At 60.6% G+C, this 15,823-nt stretch carries 15 protein-coding genes; 11 read left to right on the top strand and 4 right to left on the bottom strand.

What is annotated here, in order from left to right:
* Positions 1-49: 49 nt before the first annotated feature.
* Entirely contained in the window at positions 50-775 is a 726-nt protein-coding gene (locus BTW08_RS12035) for a YecA family protein (protein WP_075562758.1), read from the bottom strand.
* 58 nt (positions 776-833) lie between these two features.
* Here BTW08_RS12035 and BTW08_RS12030 point away from each other — a divergent pair, with 58 nt between their 5' ends.
* The 3 genes from BTW08_RS12030 to BTW08_RS12020 all read left to right on the top strand — a co-directional run bounded on the left by BTW08_RS12030 (position 834) and on the right by BTW08_RS12020 (position 4,709).
* Positions 834-1,436, top strand: a complete 603-nt coding sequence (locus BTW08_RS12030) for a SprT-like domain-containing protein (protein WP_246837722.1) — start codon at positions 834-836, stop codon at positions 1,434-1,436.
* Between the two features lie 245 nt (positions 1,437-1,681).
* Positions 1,682-3,634, top strand: a complete 1,953-nt coding sequence (gene acs, locus BTW08_RS12025; protein ID WP_075562757.1) for an acetate--CoA ligase — start codon at positions 1,682-1,684, stop codon at positions 3,632-3,634.
* 409 nt (positions 3,635-4,043) lie between these two features.
* Positions 4,044-4,709 carry a response regulator transcription factor gene (locus BTW08_RS12020; protein ID WP_075562756.1) on the top strand — a complete coding sequence of 222 codons (666 nt, stop codon included), beginning with the start codon at positions 4,044-4,046 and terminating at the stop codon, positions 4,707-4,709.
* Positions 4,710-4,903: 194 nt separating this feature from the next.
* On the opposite strand, the gene BTW08_RS12015 is transcribed toward BTW08_RS12020, so the two are convergent.
* Positions 4,904-5,557 (bottom strand): hypothetical protein, encoded by a 654-nt coding sequence (locus BTW08_RS12015; RefSeq protein WP_075562755.1) that lies wholly within the window; start codon positions 5,555-5,557, stop codon positions 4,904-4,906.
* Between the two features lie 91 nt (positions 5,558-5,648).
* Positions 5,649-6,113, bottom strand: a complete 465-nt coding sequence (locus tag BTW08_RS12010) for a heme-binding protein (protein WP_075562754.1) — start codon at positions 6,111-6,113, stop codon at positions 5,649-5,651.
* Positions 6,114-6,216: 103 nt separating this feature from the next.
* Between BTW08_RS12010 and BTW08_RS12005 the strand changes: the two genes are divergently transcribed.
* From BTW08_RS12005 to BTW08_RS11980, 6 genes are all read left to right on the top strand, one after another.
* Positions 6,217-6,891, top strand: coding sequence for a GntR family transcriptional regulator (locus BTW08_RS12005; RefSeq protein ID WP_075562753.1), 675 nt, complete (start codon positions 6,217-6,219; stop codon positions 6,889-6,891).
* A gap of 546 nt (positions 6,892-7,437) precedes the next feature.
* Positions 7,438-8,418 (top strand): TRAP transporter substrate-binding protein, encoded by a 981-nt coding sequence (locus tag BTW08_RS12000; protein WP_075562752.1) that lies wholly within the window; start codon positions 7,438-7,440, stop codon positions 8,416-8,418.
* Between the two features lie 62 nt (positions 8,419-8,480).
* Positions 8,481-9,068, top strand: a complete 588-nt coding sequence (locus tag BTW08_RS11995) for a TRAP transporter small permease (RefSeq protein ID WP_075562751.1) — start codon at positions 8,481-8,483, stop codon at positions 9,066-9,068.
* A complete protein-coding gene (locus tag BTW08_RS11990) occupies positions 9,065-10,351 on the top strand; it encodes a TRAP transporter large permease (RefSeq protein ID WP_075562750.1) in 1,287 nt (428 codons plus the stop codon). The genes BTW08_RS11995 and BTW08_RS11990 overlap by 4 nt, the downstream gene beginning before the upstream one ends.
* Before the next feature lie 84 nt (positions 10,352-10,435).
* A complete protein-coding gene (locus BTW08_RS11985) occupies positions 10,436-11,224 on the top strand; it encodes an enoyl-CoA hydratase/isomerase family protein (RefSeq protein ID WP_075562749.1) in 789 nt (262 codons plus the stop codon).
* 76 nt (positions 11,225-11,300) lie between these two features.
* Positions 11,301-12,488, top strand: coding sequence for a CoA transferase (locus tag BTW08_RS11980; protein WP_075562748.1), 1,188 nt, complete (start codon positions 11,301-11,303; stop codon positions 12,486-12,488).
* 1 nt (position 12,489) lies between these two features.
* On the opposite strand, the gene BTW08_RS11975 is transcribed toward BTW08_RS11980, so the two are convergent.
* The gene (locus BTW08_RS11975) at positions 12,490-13,434 is read right to left on the bottom strand and encodes a LysR substrate-binding domain-containing protein (protein ID WP_075562747.1); all 945 of its coding nucleotides are present in this window, start codon (positions 13,432-13,434) and stop codon (positions 12,490-12,492) included.
* 141 nt (positions 13,435-13,575) lie between these two features.
* On the opposite strand from BTW08_RS11975, the gene BTW08_RS11970 reads away from it, so the two are divergent.
* Both BTW08_RS11970 and BTW08_RS11965 read left to right on the top strand, forming a co-directional pair.
* A complete protein-coding gene (locus BTW08_RS11970) occupies positions 13,576-14,964 on the top strand; it encodes an L-serine ammonia-lyase (RefSeq protein ID WP_075562746.1) in 1,389 nt (462 codons plus the stop codon).
* 109 nt (positions 14,965-15,073) lie between these two features.
* Complete coding sequence (locus BTW08_RS11965) at positions 15,074-15,808, top strand: Crp/Fnr family transcriptional regulator (RefSeq protein ID WP_075562745.1); 735 nt, start codon at positions 15,074-15,076, stop codon at positions 15,806-15,808.
* The last annotated feature ends 15 nt before the right edge of the window (positions 15,809-15,823 follow it).

Here is a 15,823-nt window from a genome sequence, read left to right as displayed (position 1 = left end):
GAGTCACGCGATGTGATTTGTCGGCAATTCGTCCGGGACGGCTGCCGTTTCAGCGCGAACCGCGCTGCCGACCCGCCATGGCGTTCTTGGACTTGGGCTTGCCGCTGCTTTTACCGGTTCCCTTGGTTTTACCTTTGCCCGGGTTCGCCGGGGGTTCGGCCGGGACCCGAAAATGCAGGTAGAGATCCAGAGTCAGTTCCGGGAGCTGGCCTGCCAGCGCGGCAAACTGGCTATCCTCGGCGACCATTTCCTCGATCTCCGGCTCGTCGTCGAACAGCCCCGACAATGCCATGAAGGGGAGCAGCAGGGCGGCGACATGGGTTTCGTCCTGGGAGAACCAGGCCGCTTCGTCGAGGAACACGCCCTGCATGAAGCCGGCGCACCAATCCTCGATGGCCGCGGCCATATCGCCGCTCTCGTCGAGCTCGGTGTCGAAAGGCAGCTCGACCCAGTTTCCGCGTTCCAGAATGCTGCCGGCGTTATCCTTGAGGCTTTCCAGCAGACCCAGAATTTCGTCGCGTTCGGCGTCACTCTCGAACGGCGGCTCGTCTTCGAACAGGTCGGCGATCCAACGGGGCTGAGCGATCTCCCGCGGGGAAACCGCCAGGGCAACCAGAAAGCCGTGGGTACCGATCAGGTCAGGGGCATCTTCACCGAGGCGCTCCGAGGCGAAGTAATCATCGAGACGCGCCAGTGCTTCGTCGGCCAACGGTGGCTGACTCTCGATCGCGTCATCGGGGCGTTCGGACGAGAGTTCAGGCTCGAGTTCAGACATAGGGCTCTCCGGATGGCCAGTGGGAATCGATGGCAGACGCCAGTGGGCTGGACGCCCGATGATGGTGTCGGCATTCTATCATCCCATGACCAATCTGCGTTCTTCCCCTTTATCCCCCACGCTCGGCGAGAGCGATGCCCGGACGCTGGACGCGCTCGACGAGGCGGCCCTCGAAGGCCAGCTCAGGCAGCGAGCCGAGGCGGCCTGGCAGCTCGCGCGGGACGTGCATCCGGATTTGCCTCGCCCCGCGATCTGGTTCGACCTGCGCGGTCGTAGTGCGGGGCAGGCGCACTACCAGCGCGGCGGGCTTCGCTTCAACTGGACCCTGTTACGCGAAAATCGTCAGGCCTTCATGGACGAGATCGTGCCCCATGAAATGGCCCATTGGCTGGTCTTTCACCTCGAGGAGGGGGCTCGAGCCCGGCCCCACGGGCGCGAATGGCAGACGGTAATGCGGCAGCTCTATGGGTTGAAACCGACCGTCACTCACCGCTTCGACATCGCCCGCGCCAGCCCCTCACCGTATCTCTACCGCTGCCGCTGCGAAGTGCTGCATCGGTTTACCGGTCGCCGTCACTCCCAGGCCATGAAGGGCTCCCGTTACCTGTGTCGTCACTGTCGGACGACCTTGACGTTCGCCTATCGCGAAGTGGTCGAATAGCAGCGCGCGTCGTCAGGCGTACAGTCGCCACCGGTGCTCTTCGATATCCATGAGCCTGCCTCCGGGTTACCCGGCATCAAGCTGAGACGAAGGTCTAATAGGGTGTGGCGGGGGCCACCGTTATATGCTGACCGACTGAACGGTCGGTGGTCTATCGCCTTGAGTCGGCTAGGCTTTCACGAACCGACGAATCATCGCCGAGTGGATGGCGACGATTGGAACACGACCCCTAGGGAGCCTGGAGCATGAGCGAACAGCAGCGCGTATACCCCGTCGATGAGCGCTTGGCAGCCAATGCCTGGATCGATCGCGATCGGTACGAATCGCTCTATCGCCAGTCCGTCGAAGATCCCGACAGTTTCTGGCGCGAACAGGCCGAGAGTCTGAGCTGGAGCAAGAAACCCGCGACCATCAAGAACACGTCGTTCGCTTCCGACAATGTCGATATTCGCTGGTTCGAAGACGGCGAGCTCAATGTCGCCCACAACTGTCTCGATCGTCACCTGGACTCGCGCGGCGACCAGGCCGCCATCATCTGGGAAGGTGACGACCCTGACGACCACAAGGTCATCACTTACCGCGAGCTGCATCAACGAGTATCGCAGCTCGCCAACGGCCTCAAGTCCCTGGGCATCGGCAAGGGCGACACGGTGACGCTGTACATGCCGATGGTGCCGGAGGCGGCGATGGCGATGCTTGCCTGCGCGCGTATCGGCGCGGTCCATTCGGTCGTCTTTGGCGGATTTTCGCCGGACGCGCTGGCGGGGCGCATCGTCGACTCGCAATCGCGCATCGTGATCACTGCCGACGAGTCGGTTCGTGGCGGCAAGCAGGTGCCGCTCAAGGACAATGTCGACGCCGCGTTGACTCGCCAGGGGACCGATGTGGTCGAGTCGGTGCTGGTGGTCAAGCGCACCGGTGGCGATATCGAATGGCATGAAGGGCGGGATCGCTGGTTCGACGAGGTCGTCGATTCGCAGTCTACCGACTGCCCCGCCGAGACCATGAACGCCGAGGATCCGCTGTTCATTCTCTACACGTCAGGTTCGACGGGAACGCCCAAAGGGCTGAAACACACCTCCGGCGGTTATCTGCTCTATGCTGCGCTGACGCATCGGACGGTCTTCGATTATCACGAGGGCGAGGTCTACTGGTGTGCGGCCGATGTCGGCTGGATCACGGGTCACAGCTACATTGTCTATGGCCCCCTGGCCAACGGCGCCACCACGCTGATGTTCGAAGGCGTGCCGACCTACCCGACCCATGGGCGTATGGGGCAGATCATCGACAAGCACGAAGTCGCGATCCTTTATACCTCACCGACGGCCATCCGTTCGCTGATGGCGCACGGCGAGCACATCATGGATGACAGCCAGCGCTCGTCGCTGCGGATTCTCGGCTCTGTCGGCGAGCCCATCAATCCCGAAGCCTGGGACTGGTTCCATCGGGTCGTGGGCAATTCGCGCTGCCCGATCGTCGACACCTGGTGGCAGACCGAGACCGGCGGTCACATGATCACACCGTTACCCGGGGCGACGGCACTGAAACCAGGCTGTGCCACTCAACCCTTCTTCGGGGTACAGCCGGCGCTACTCGACAACGACGGCAAGCGACTGGAAGGCGCTGCCGATGGCAACCTGGTGATTCTGGATTCCTGGCCGGGGCAGGCGCGTTCGATCTGGAACAATCACGAACGTTTCGTTCAGACCTACTTTTCTACCTATGAAGGGGTCTACTTTACCGGTGACGGTTGCCGCCGCGATGCCGACGGTGATTATTGGATCACCGGGCGAATCGATGATGTTCTGAATGTCTCCGGACATCGAATGGGCACCGCCGAGATCGAATCGTCCCTGGTCGCGCACCAATCCGTAGCGGAAGCGGCGGTAGTGGGGTATCCGCACGACATTAAAGGGCAGGGCATTTATGTCTATGTGACCCTCAACGATGATGTCGAATCCAGCGACGAGTTGAAGCAGGAACTCAAGCAATGGGTGCGCAAGGATATCGGCCCGATCGCGACGCCCGACGTGATCCAATGGGCGCCGGGATTGCCGAAGACCCGCTCGGGTAAAATCATGCGACGTATTCTTCGCAAGATCGCCGCCGACGAGTGTGATGGTCTGGGCGATACGTCGACGCTGGCCGATCCCGGTGTCGTGGAGGACCTGATCGAAAACCGTCATTTACGCTCATGAAATCACGTTTTCAGTGGTTCGAATCGAACGCAGAGTAAAGGTTAATGTAACAACTATATGACTGGTTGATGTAAATTATCATTAGCTTCATTGCGGTCGATGGTTATCGTTCGGCTATCCTGAAAGAGGCTTTCCTCCCGGTACTTTTCGTGCCGCTCCAAAGGGAGGGAAGCACGCCAGCTTTCCGGGATGGCCGAACTTTTTTTGTGTTTAACCCAACAGTTTGAGTTCTCCTGTGCGGGTTTATCCATCAATTCTTACTGGATTTACAGTCGGTTGACTTGAGGCTTGGGATTCCACGATCGCATGGGGTAACATGCCGTTAACCATTAGTAGAAACATCTTGTCTGAATGGCGATAGTGGACCGACTTATTCGTCATCTATTCCGATAGCGCCGGAGGAGAATCAATGGCTTTTGCCCAGAAATTCATCGTAGCCGATGACCACCCACTCTTCCGGGCGGCTCTCAATCAAGCGCTGCGACAGGTCTCGCCTCAGGCGGAGATCGTCGAGGCCGACAGCATGGAGGCCACGGCGGAAGTCGTGACACGCCATCCCGATGCCGACCTGATTCTGCTCGACCTTCACATGCCGGGGGCGCACGGCTTCTCCGGATTGATCCAGCTTCGCGGACAGATGCCGGATATTCCCGTGACGGTCGTGTCCGGCAGTGAAGAAGTGGATGTCGTTCGCCGCGCCATCGATTACGGCGCCTCGGGATTCATTCCCAAGTCCGCCTCGCTCGACACCATTGCCGAGGCAATCGGTGAGGTGCTCAAGGGAGAAGTCTGGCTGCCACAGTATCTGGCCGATGCCATGGGCGAGGGCAGTCCCGAAGACGCCCGGTTTGCGGAAGCGATCGCCTCGCTGACGCCACAGCAGTTCCGCGTGCTCAACATGTTGACGGAAGGGCTGCTCAACAAGCAGATTGCCTACGAACTCAATGTCTCGGAAGCGACCATCAAGGCCCACGTGACGGCCATCCTGCGCAAGTTGGGGGTTCATTCCCGTACCCAGGCTGTCATTGCCGCGCAGAAACTTGAGATCGAGCCGCCCAAGGTGACCAACGACTGACCGTTTCGATAACCTGTGGTTAGAGAGTCTGGTTAGGGGGTCTGGTTAGAGAGTCCGGTTGGAGCCCAGGGGCTGGAGTCTCAAGGTTGGAGTCCTGAGTCCTGACCTTGGAGTCGTGAGTTTAGAGTCCTGACACCGAGAGCCGCCGTTTTCCATCGTGGAAACGGCGGCTCTTGCGTTGGTACGTCGCCATCTCAACCCGCCGTGGTGACGAGTTTGGCCCGACTGAGCCAGCGCGCCATCAGCAGCAGTTCGAGACTGGCGAACAGCAACAGGCTATAGCCGGTCAGCTCGGTGATTTCCTCTGCCGCATCCTTGATGATCCGCAAGTAATGCTCCCCCATCAGTGCATGCCACAGCTCGCTGCGTCCATAGAGGCGGGAGCACACGTAGGTGACGAGAAAGCCGGCTGCGAAGAGTCCGAATCCCAGGCTATTGGCCATCTGGGTGAACTCTTCCAGAAATTGGCGCCGGCCGCGAATCACGACGGCGAGAGTCGGCAGCGCGATCAGGGTGACCAGACATTCCCATGCGCCATCGAAAACGTAGTTATCCAGCCAGAGATCGTTCTCGCGCACCAATGACATCGCGAAGAAGGCGCTCAATAGCAGGCTCAGGGTGCGCAGTACCTTGAAATGCTGACGAATGATCAGCATCGAGGTCGTGCAGAGGAGCAGCAGCACGGATTGGGTGATTTCGGTCAACGACGTTTCACTGAAGTTGGGGGCGCCAATGTGTCTGACGTCCACCGTCAGCACCATCTGCAGGAGAGCTGCCAGGAACAGGATATACACGACGGCCCGGAAGGAAACCGCACGAAAGGTCAGAGGAAAACAAGTAGGAGGCATGATCGGATCCGGCCAGCAATTAATAGCTGGCTAAGATTATCAGCCTTAAGTTTCTTAAGAAACGCTGTTTCGATTGTTTTTTAAGATAGCCTTAATTTTCTGGCGCTATTCCCGCCCGGAGTTTGGCCGCCTCGATGCCGACGATCGCGGCGCGCTCGTCGTTGGCAGAGCTGTCGCCGCTAACGCCCACCGCACCGATGACCTGATCCCGTTCGTCCAGGATCAGTACGCCGCCGGCGACAGGGATGAATTCTCCCTCGGCAGCCGAAGCGACTGCCGAGAGGAAGGCGGGGCGGTCGTGGTTGCGTTCACCCACCGTGCCGCTGGAGACGCCATATCCCAGGGCGGCCTTGGCCTTGCCGTGCGAGACGGCTGAGCGCAGGGCCGCGCAGCCGTCCGCCCGGTCACTGCTGATCGGGCATCCGCTGATGTCCATGACGGTGACGGCGAGGGGGTTCAGTTCGTGCTCGTCAGCATGAGCCAGTGCCGAATCGATGATGGTACGAGCTTGTTTCAGCGATAGTGTCCGGTAAGTCAGGTAGACATTACGAGTCATGGCGGTATTCCTTGAGCTATTTTTGTATTCATAATTCATTTTGGGTGGCGCTATCCATGCGCCATTGGGAGAATGGAAACATCGAAACAGTTATGAGTGCCCAATGATCAAGATTCAGCAGAACACTCTCTATGGTGAAGCGGCTGCCCGCATCCGAGACATGATCAACGAGGGCAGCCTGCTCCCCGGCGTCCGAATTCCGGAAAAGCAGCTGTGCGAGCAGTTCGGGATTTCCCGGACGCCGCTGCGGGAAGCGCTCAAGGTATTGGCATTCGAGGGAATGGTCGAACTCCTGCCAAACCGCGGTGCACGCGTCATGCGCTTGACGCGCCAGATGCTGGAGGAAACCTACAATGTGATGGGCGCGCTGGAAGGCCTTTCCGGCGAGTTGGCATGCCGCCATGTCACCGAGCAGGAGGTTGCCGACATTCAGGCGCTCCACTATCAGATGATGGCGCATTACAAGCGCGGAGAGATTCGGCCCTACTTCGAGCTCAACCAGCGTATTCACGATGCGATCATGCTCGCCGCCCGCAACGATACGCTGCGGGAAACGTACAGCAGTCTGAACTACCGCATTCAGCGGGTCCGCTACTCCACCCACATGATCGACGAATACTGGGATCAGGCCGTCGCCGATCATGAAGCGATGATCGAGTGCCTGCTGGCTCGCGATGGTGAACGCCTGGGCGCCATACTTCGCGAGCACTTGCGACACAAGCTCGTCGTCGCCGCCGCGAGCGGTGTGATCGACGAAGACCAGTCTGCCGCCGTCTGATCCCATCGGCCCGTCTCTCGCGGGTTCGCCGGCCTCCGTCGGCTGCCCGCGCCTTTCTCGAAGCCAGCCACTGGCTCTTCGTTGTCTCAGCCCGCTTGCCTGTATCGGCCCTGGCATATCCTGTATCAGCCACGGCATCGCCTGTATCGCCTCTGGCATCGCTCCTGCCTTGCGAGGACACCACTCGCGTGGTCGACCGTTTCGCCTTCCCGACCCGCTATCGATCTGAAGTTGGCCGGAGCTTGCGCCGGTAGAGCGGCTGCACGTTGCAAAAGGCACAAAATTTAAAATGAATTCATTGTGTTGGCGCCTTTCGGTCTCGCTGGTTTTCGATAACTGGCTAATTATCAACGCATAGTGATGAGACTTTACGCCAATAGACAAATGGCGGATTGGTTTCAATTGAATTATGAATTCATAATTCATTGGCAAGATCCCAAGGTGCTCGCACTGCGGGGTATCGACCGGAGCGTGGCAATAATCCCGACGGCCTTCCCGGTCCATCGTTCAGGCGAGCCAATATAAAAAGACGGAAGGACGCCAGTGATGAAAAGTCTCAAAGCAGGCCTGTTGGCGCTAGCGCTGATGGCCGGTGCCAACCATGCCAGTGCCCAGGAAGTTCAGGTCAAGTTTGCCCATGTCGGTGAGCCGGGCTCGCTGTTCGCCAAGGTGTCCGAGGAGTTCGCCAAGCGCGCCAACGAGAAGCTCGCCGGTGAAGCCAAGGTGGTCGTCTACGGGTCGAGCCAGCTGGGCGGCGATTCCGAACTGCTGAAGAAGCTCAAGCTGGGCACCGTCGATCTGGCGCTGCCTTCGACCGTCATGAGCAGTGTCGCCCCGCAGTTCGCCCTGTTCGAGATGCCGTATCTGATCGCCGATCGTGATCACATGGCCAAGGTGCGCGACGAGGTGGTGAGACCTCAGCTCTATCCGGTCGCCGAGAGCCGGGGGTATCACATCATCGGCGTGTGGGAGAACGGATTCCGTCAGATCACCAACAACGAGCGGCCGATAACCACGCCGGCCGATCTTTCCGGTATCAAGCTGCGTGTGCCGCAGGGCGTCTGGCGCGTCGAGATGTTCAAGAGCTACGGTGCCAATCCCTCGCCCATGGCGCTGTCCGAGGTGTTCGTCGCCCTGCAGACGGGCGCCATGGACGGTCAGGAAAATCCGCTGGTCCAGACTTACGCCTCGCGCCTGCAGGAAGTGCAGAAGTACCTCTCGCTCTCCGATCACATCTATACCCCGGCCTTCGTCACCGCGGGCCTGAGCTGGAACCGGCTGCCCGAACACGTGCGCGACGTGCTCAAGCAGACGGCCGAAGAGATGGAGCCCTATGCGTTGGAGCAGGGCGCAAAGCTCGACGAGGAGACGCTCGTCAAGATGCGCGACGCCGGTCTGCAGATCAACAAGGTCGATCGTCAAGCCTTTATCGATGCCTCCAAGCCGGTCTACGACAAGTTCATCAAGGACGTCGATGGCGGTCAGGCGATGCTCGACAAGGTGCGTGAACTGCAACCCTCCAGTTAACCGCTGTGCGCGGTCGAGCTCGACGACTCGGGCTCGACCGGCTGTGGACGAAGGAACCGCCTATGAAAACCCTGAGTACGCTTCGCGATGGTTTCAATCGCCTGCTCGAGATCATCGTGGTCATCAACATGCTGGTGCTGGCGGGCATCGTCATCGTCGGCTTCCTTTCGCGCCTGGTGGGGTCGCCCTTTACCTGGTATGACGAAGCGGCTTCGATCAGCCTGGCCTGGCTGACCTATTACGGGGCTGCGCTGGCTGCCGCCAAGGGCGCGCATATCGCCTGTCCCAGCATCGTCAATGCGTTCCCGCCGCGGATACGGTTGCCCATCGCCCTGCTGGGCGAGGCGGTGACGATCGCGTTCTTCGTGTTGCTCACCCTGACCGGCTGGCAGGTGGTCCAGATTCTGGCGGGCTCGACCATGATCAGTCTGACCAGTGTGTCACTTCAGTTTACCCAGTCGGCGCTGCCGATCGCCTCGGTCCTTTTCATCATCGCGGAGCTGCTGCGATTGCCTGAGGTGATTCGCCAGGCGCGCGGCGAAGGTTTCGTCGATCACGAACTCGAAGAAATCGGCTTGAGCCCGAACATGGCCAGTCAGAGCGATGCCGCACCCGACGTGCGGTCTAGCGCAGGAGGTACGGCACGATGATTCTCATGCTGATGTTCATCGGGCTGCTGGTGTTGATCGTGCTCAACGTGCCGATTGCCATCGCCCTGGGCCTGGTGGGTGCCGTTGCCGTCTACTCCAGCTACGGGGTCTATGCGCTACCCAATATCGGACTGACGATGTTCGAGGGGGCCACCAACTTTCCGCTGATCGCCATTCCGCTGTTCATTCTGGCCGGTGCGATCATGAACGCCTCGAGTATCTCGCGACGTCTGATCGACTTCGCTTCTTCGCTGGTCGGCTTCGTCAAGGGCGGGCTGGCGATGGTGACGATCGGTTCCTCGATCTTCTTCGCCGAAATCTCGGGTTCGGCCGTGGCCGGTGTCTCGGCGCTGGGCAGCCTGCTGATTCCGGCGATGAAGAGCCGAGGCTACTCCAAGGAGTTCGCCGCCGCGATCTCGTCATCTGCTGCCAGTCTGGCGATTATCCTGCCGCCGTCGATTCCGATGATTCTGTATGCGGTGATGTCGGGGGAATCGGTGGTCAAGATGTTCGTCGCCGGCATCTTCCCGGGGCTGCTGGGAGCCCTGGGCCTAGCCATCGCCTGCTATTTTCTGGCGCGCAAGCACAACTTCCCTTCCGAGGGGCGTTTTCAGGCCAGCCGGGTGTGGAAATCCTTCAAGGAGGCGATCTGGGCGCTGATGATCCCGGTGATCATCCTCGGCGGCATCTTCGGCGGTATCGTCACTGCTACCGAAGGCGCGGCGCTGGCTGTCGTAGTGGCGATCTTCATCAGTGCGGTGATCTATCGGGAATTCACGCTGAAGACACTGTGGAAATCGTGTCTGGATGCCGGTATTCAGACCGCCGTGGTGATGCTGCTGGTGGCGAGTTCGGCGCTGGTCGGGCTCTACCTCACCGAGTCCCAGCTGCCGCAGCAACTGGCCAATTCGATCAGCGGTCTGACCGACAACAAGTACGTCATTCTCGCGCTGCTCAACATTATCTTCCTGATCCTCGGTGTGTTTCTGCACTCGGCGGCGGCGATCATTCTGGTGGTGCCGATCGTGCTGCCGCTGATCATCCAGGTGGGTATCGATCCTCTGCACTTCGGTCTGATCGTGACGCTCAATCTGGCCATCGGTCAGCAGACGCCACCGGTGGCCAGCGTCCTGATCGCCTCGTGCTCGATCGCCAAGGCGGACATCTGGCGCACCTCGAAAACCAATCTCTGGTTCCTGGGAGTGCTGTTCATCGTGTTGATCTTCAACACCTACGTGCCCGATTTCGCACTGCTGCTGGTGCACCTGATTTACGGCAGTTGAAGTACGTCAGTTGAAGTACGCCAGCCGAGGCGCGCAGCTGAAGCGCCTCGACGCCTCACCGATACCGACCATGAGAGCGACACCATGATTCAGGATGACGAAATCCGCTGTTATCAGGAGGGCACGATCGGTTGGATTCGCTTCAACCGCCCGGAAGCCCGTAATGCCATGACCTGGCACATGTACGAGGCCATGGCAAAGGCTTGCCAGCAGTTCGACGAGAACCGGGAAATCCAGCTGATCGCCTTCCGTGGCGAGGGCGCGGAGGCTTTCGTCGCGGGGACCGATATCAAGCAGTTTGCTGAATTTACCGCTCCCCGCGATGGGATCGACTACGAGCGCCGGATCGATGCGGTGATCGGCGGCATCGAGCGGGTGACGACGCCGACGGTGGCGCTGATCGACGGCTACTGCGTCGGCGGTGGTGCGGCCATCGCCATGGCCTGCGACTTCCGCTACGCCAATAGAGCCTTCAAGTTCGGGATTCCCATCGCCAGGACCGTGGGCAACTGCATGTCGATCACCAACGTGTCGAGACTGGTCGACCTGCTCGGTATCGCGCGAACCAAGCGCGTACTGATGCTGGCGAAGATGATCGAGATCGACGAGGCGGTGACGGTCGGGCTGATCGATGCCGTCGTCGAAAGCGAAGAACTCGACGAGACTGCCAGGGCCCTCGCCGAGAAGCTGGCGGGTCACGCGCCGCTGACGATGCGGGCGACGAAAGTCCTGATCAATCGAATCCTCGATCAGCGGCGGCCCGATCCTGAAGCCGGCGATGATCTGATCGAGCTTTGTTACACCAGTGAAGATTTCCGGGGCGCCGTCAGGCGATTTATCGACAAGACGCCATACACCTGGCAGGGCCGCTAGACCCGAAGGGACAGGCGCGTCATTCGTCAGCGCCGTTTACGCTTTCGTCATTGACAGGTTGGCAGGGAGAATCGCCATGTTACCGCTGGAAGGCATGAAGGTACTCGACATCTCGCAGATCATGGCGGGCCCGTACTGCACCATGGTGCTGGGCGACATGGGGGCGGACGTGATCAAGGTCGAGAAGACCAATGGCGGCGACGACAGCCGCCAGATGGGGCCTTACGTCAACGAGGAATCCACCTGCTTCGCGCAGATCAATCGCAACAAGCGCAGTATCTCGATCAACCTCAAGGAGCCCGACGGCCTGGAGCTTTTCTATCAGCTGGCGCGGGAAGTGGATGTGGTGGTCGAGAACTATCGACCCGGCGTGACCCAGTCGCTGAAGATCGATTACGACACCCTCAAGGAGATCAATCCCGGGCTGGTTTACTGTTCGATATCCGGTTACGGCCAGACGGGACCGTATCGACGCAAGGGCGGGTTCGACCTGGTCGCCCAGGGCATGACCGGACTGATGTCGATGACCGGCGAGCCCGGCCGTCGGCCGTTGAAGACCGGCGTTGCCGTCTACGATATCGGCGCCGGGATCACCGCGATCTATTCGATACTGGCAGCCTACATTCATAAGCAGAAGACAGGCGAGGGCCAACTGGTGGATGTGGCGATTGCCGAATGCGGCCTGCCCTGGTTCACCTGGGAGGCGGCAGCCTACTTCGCCGAGGGGCGCGTTCCGCAGCCGACCGGCTGGCGGCATCGGGTTTCCGCGCCGTATCAGGCAGTCAAGGTTCGCGATGGCTTCATCATGCTGGGATGCGCGAACCAGCGCACCTGGGAGCGGTTCTGCAATGACGTGCTGGCGCGCCCCGAGTTGACTCAGGATCCTCGCTTCGTCACCAACAGTGACCGAGGGCAGAACGTCGACGCGCTGGAGGCCTTGCTGGAAACGTTGATGGGTGCGATGGACATGCAGGAGTGGCTGACCCGGTGCGACGAGGCCGGGGTGCCGGCCGGGCCGATCAATGATTTCGCCCAGGCGATGGATGATCCGCATTATCGCGAGCGAGGCATGGTTCAGGAGCTCGATCATCCGGTGATTGGGCGCATGAAGACCATCGGTTTTGCCAGCAAGCTGTCGGGAACACCGCCTCAGATTCGACGCCCGGCGCCGATTTTCGCGCAGCATACCGATGAAGTGCTGGCGACGCTGGGTATCGAAGGCGATCGTCTGGCGGGACTGCGCGAGCGGGGCGTCGTTCGCTAGTTCAATCGGCGTTCTCTGGCGCGGCGATTTCCTGCGACCGCCGCGCTTCCTCTTCCAGCCAGTCGTGAACCGCGCGTACTCGGCGATCGTCCAGCGCTCCCTGCTGATAGACCAGCCCGTAACGTTTGCCGGTCGCCACCGAGCCGGCAAACGGTGCGATCAGGCGTCCACTGGCGAGCTCGTCGCCGATCAGGGTCCTCCGGGCGATCGCCACGCCCATGCCGGCGATCGCCGCTTCCACCGTCAGCTGATTGCGATTGAAGGTGTAGCCCCGACGCACGTTGACGCGCTGGCCGCCGATCGCCTGCAGGTAATGCTCCCATTCGGCGTAATCATGGCTGCCCCGCCATGCCGTCACGTCATGCAGCAGCGGGTAGTAGCCCAGCGCCTCGGGGGCGGTGAGCGGAGGACGACGCCTGAGTAGCTGCGGCGAGCAGACGGCAAAGATCCGTTCATCGATCAGCGGCGTGGTCTGCAGTCCGGGGTAGTGGCCGTCATTGAGATCGATAGCCAGGTCGTAGCCGCCATCGAGCAGCGACAGGTTGCTGTCCTCGGCGCTGAGATGAAGATCGATATCGGGAAAGCGCGCCTGCAGCCGCGGCAATCTCGGCATCAGCCACTTGGCCAGAAACGACGGCAGGCAGCGTAGCCGCAATACGCCGCTCATGACCCCGCCACGCAGCCGGTCGACCTCCAGCCCGACGGCATCGTAAGCCTGGGCGACTACACGGGCCAGGCGTTCTCCTTCTTCCGTCAGCGCCAGCTGGCGCGGTAGACGTCGGAACAGACGAAAGCCCAGACGCTCCTCGAGCTGCTTGATCTGCTGGCTGACCGCGCCGGTGGTGACATGGAGTTCTTCTGCCGCCCGTGTGAACGACAGATGGCGAGCGCTGATGGCGAAGACCTTCAGCCAGGCATGGGTCTGAGCATTGAGCGATGGGAACATGATTTAGCCAGGCTATAGGTTTTGGCAGTTTTTATCGATTGTGTCTGCAATATACGGCGAGCACACTGAAGTCAAACTATATCGTATGCCTGTTCCGAGAACGACGATTCATGGCGTCGGACCGACATCAGAGGTGGCTGCATGACTTTCAGTGTGTTTGATCTGTTCAAGATCGGTATCGGGCCCTCGAGCTCGCATACGGTCGGGCCCATGCAGGCGGCCCATGATTTCGTCATGACGCTGCGCCAGCGCGAGCTGCTGGGAGCCGTCACCCGGGTCTCGATCACCCTCTACGGATCGTTGTCCGCCACGGGGCGAGGACACAATACGGATAGCGCCGTGTTGGGAGGGCTGATGGGGGAGCGCCCGCTCAGCGTGGACCCGGACGACCTGGCACTTCGGCTGGCGGCAACGGCGCGTGACGGCGAGCTCAAGCTGGCGGGCATTCACAACGTCGCGTTCGATGCGGCTCGGGATATCGCGTGGTGCGACGAGATTCTCGACTATCACACCAACGCGCTTAAGCTGAGCGCCCAGGATCGAGATGGGGTGGTCTACGCCAATACCTATTATTCGATCGGCGGCGGTTTCGTGGTCGATGCCGAGCAGGCCGACCGCGCTGCCCGCAGCGATGCGCTAACACCTGCGGTCACATTGCCTTATCTGTTCAGGAACGCCGTCGAGCTATTGAACATCTGTCGCCGAGAGGGGCTTTCCATCAGCGACGTGATGCTGGCCAACGAGCAGGTCTGGCGCAGCGAATCGGACATTCGCGACGGCCTGTGGCGTATCTGGCTGGCGATGAAGGCATGCGTCGACAGTGGCCTGGATCAGCAGGGCGTTCTGCCGGGCGGGCTCAACGTCAGACGGCGGGCGCCGGCATTACATCGTCGTCTGATCGCGCTGGAGGGCGAGAAGAGTCTGATCGCCAGCACCTTCTCGGCGATGGACTGGGTCAACCTGTTCGCGCTGGCCGTCAACGAAGAGAACGCAGCCGGGCGGCGTATGGTCACCGCGCCGACCAATGGCGCGGCCGGAATCGTACCGGCGGTGCTGCACTACTACATGAAATTCCAGCCGGGCGCCTGCGAGAAGGACGTCGTGCGGTTTCTGCTGACGGCCGGTGCGATCGGCATTCTGTGCAAGACCAACGCCTCGATCTCCGGCGCCGAAGTCGGGTGCCAGGGCGAGGTCGGCTCGGCCTGCGCGATGGCCGCTGCCGGCTTGGCTGAGCTGATGGGAGGCACGCCGGCCCAGGTCGAAAATGCCGCCGAAATCGGCCTCGAACACAATCTGGGGCTGACCTGCGATCCTATCGCCGGGCTGGTCCAGGTGCCCTGCATCGAGCGCAATGCCATCGCCTCGGTCAAGGCGATCAACGCCGCGCAGATGGCGCTGTGCGGCGATGGCGAGCATTTCGTTTCCCTCGACAAGGTCATTCGCACCATGCGCGACACCGGACGTGACATGCAGGATAAATACAAGGAGACGTCGCGGGGCGGATTGGCCGTCAATACCATCGAATGCTGAGCGCCGTACCCGGGCCCGCAATAACGACAACTGCGGCTGGCTGTGTCAATATCGGCTTTCTCGAGAAAGTGTGACGCGGTCGCTAAAAGTACGAATAAGGGCACGGGTAATGAGCCAAGTCAGTTGCATTGTTTGTCATTTCAAACACTACGGTGAGCTGTCCAAGAATGACGAGACTCTGCTGGCCGATCTCGAGCAAAGCCCGACGGAGGTCGCTGCCGACCAGATCCTGTGGCAGGAAGGGGATTCCGCACGCGAGTTCTGTACCCTGAGCAGGGGTTGGGCCTATTCCTTTCGCCATATGGAGGACGGTTCGAGACAGATTCTGGAAATCTATCTGCCCGGCGACATCATTGGCCTGAGAGAGTTCGCCTTCAAGGAACGCCTCACCGGTGTTGCCATGCTGGAAGATGGCGTCATCTGCCACTTTCCCCATCGGCGGCTGATCAACGTTTTTCGCGAATCGTTGACCCTTTCGACGATTTTTTTCGCCATCTCTTCCCATCAGCAGGCATTGCTGACAGAGCGCCTGGTCAATCTGGCGCGGCGCAGCGCACGTCAACGTCTCGCCCATCTGATCTACGAGATGTACGTGCGCCTGGATCGCACCAAGGCGCGCCAGGGCAACAGCATTCGTCTGCCGCTATCCCAGCAGCACCTGGGCGATGCCCTGGGGCTGTCATCGGTCCATGTCAGCCGCACGCTGACCGCGTTCCGCGAGGAGGGGTTGTTGCTTCGTTCGCGTCAGCGCATCGAGTTGCCCGATCCGGGCGCCCTGGCTCGCGAAGCCGAGTTCGGCGATGCCTATCTCAATGACGGGATCGATCACTTCTTCAATCACTGACACGACGCTGTCAGT

Source organism: Salinicola sp. MH3R3-1 (assembly GCF_001937155.1).
GTDB classification, from domain to species: domain Bacteria; phylum Pseudomonadota; class Gammaproteobacteria; order Pseudomonadales; family Halomonadaceae; genus Salinicola; species Salinicola halophyticus.
The sequence above is the reverse complement of the archived record's forward strand: the minus strand, read 5'-3'. Positions and strand labels throughout refer to the sequence as shown.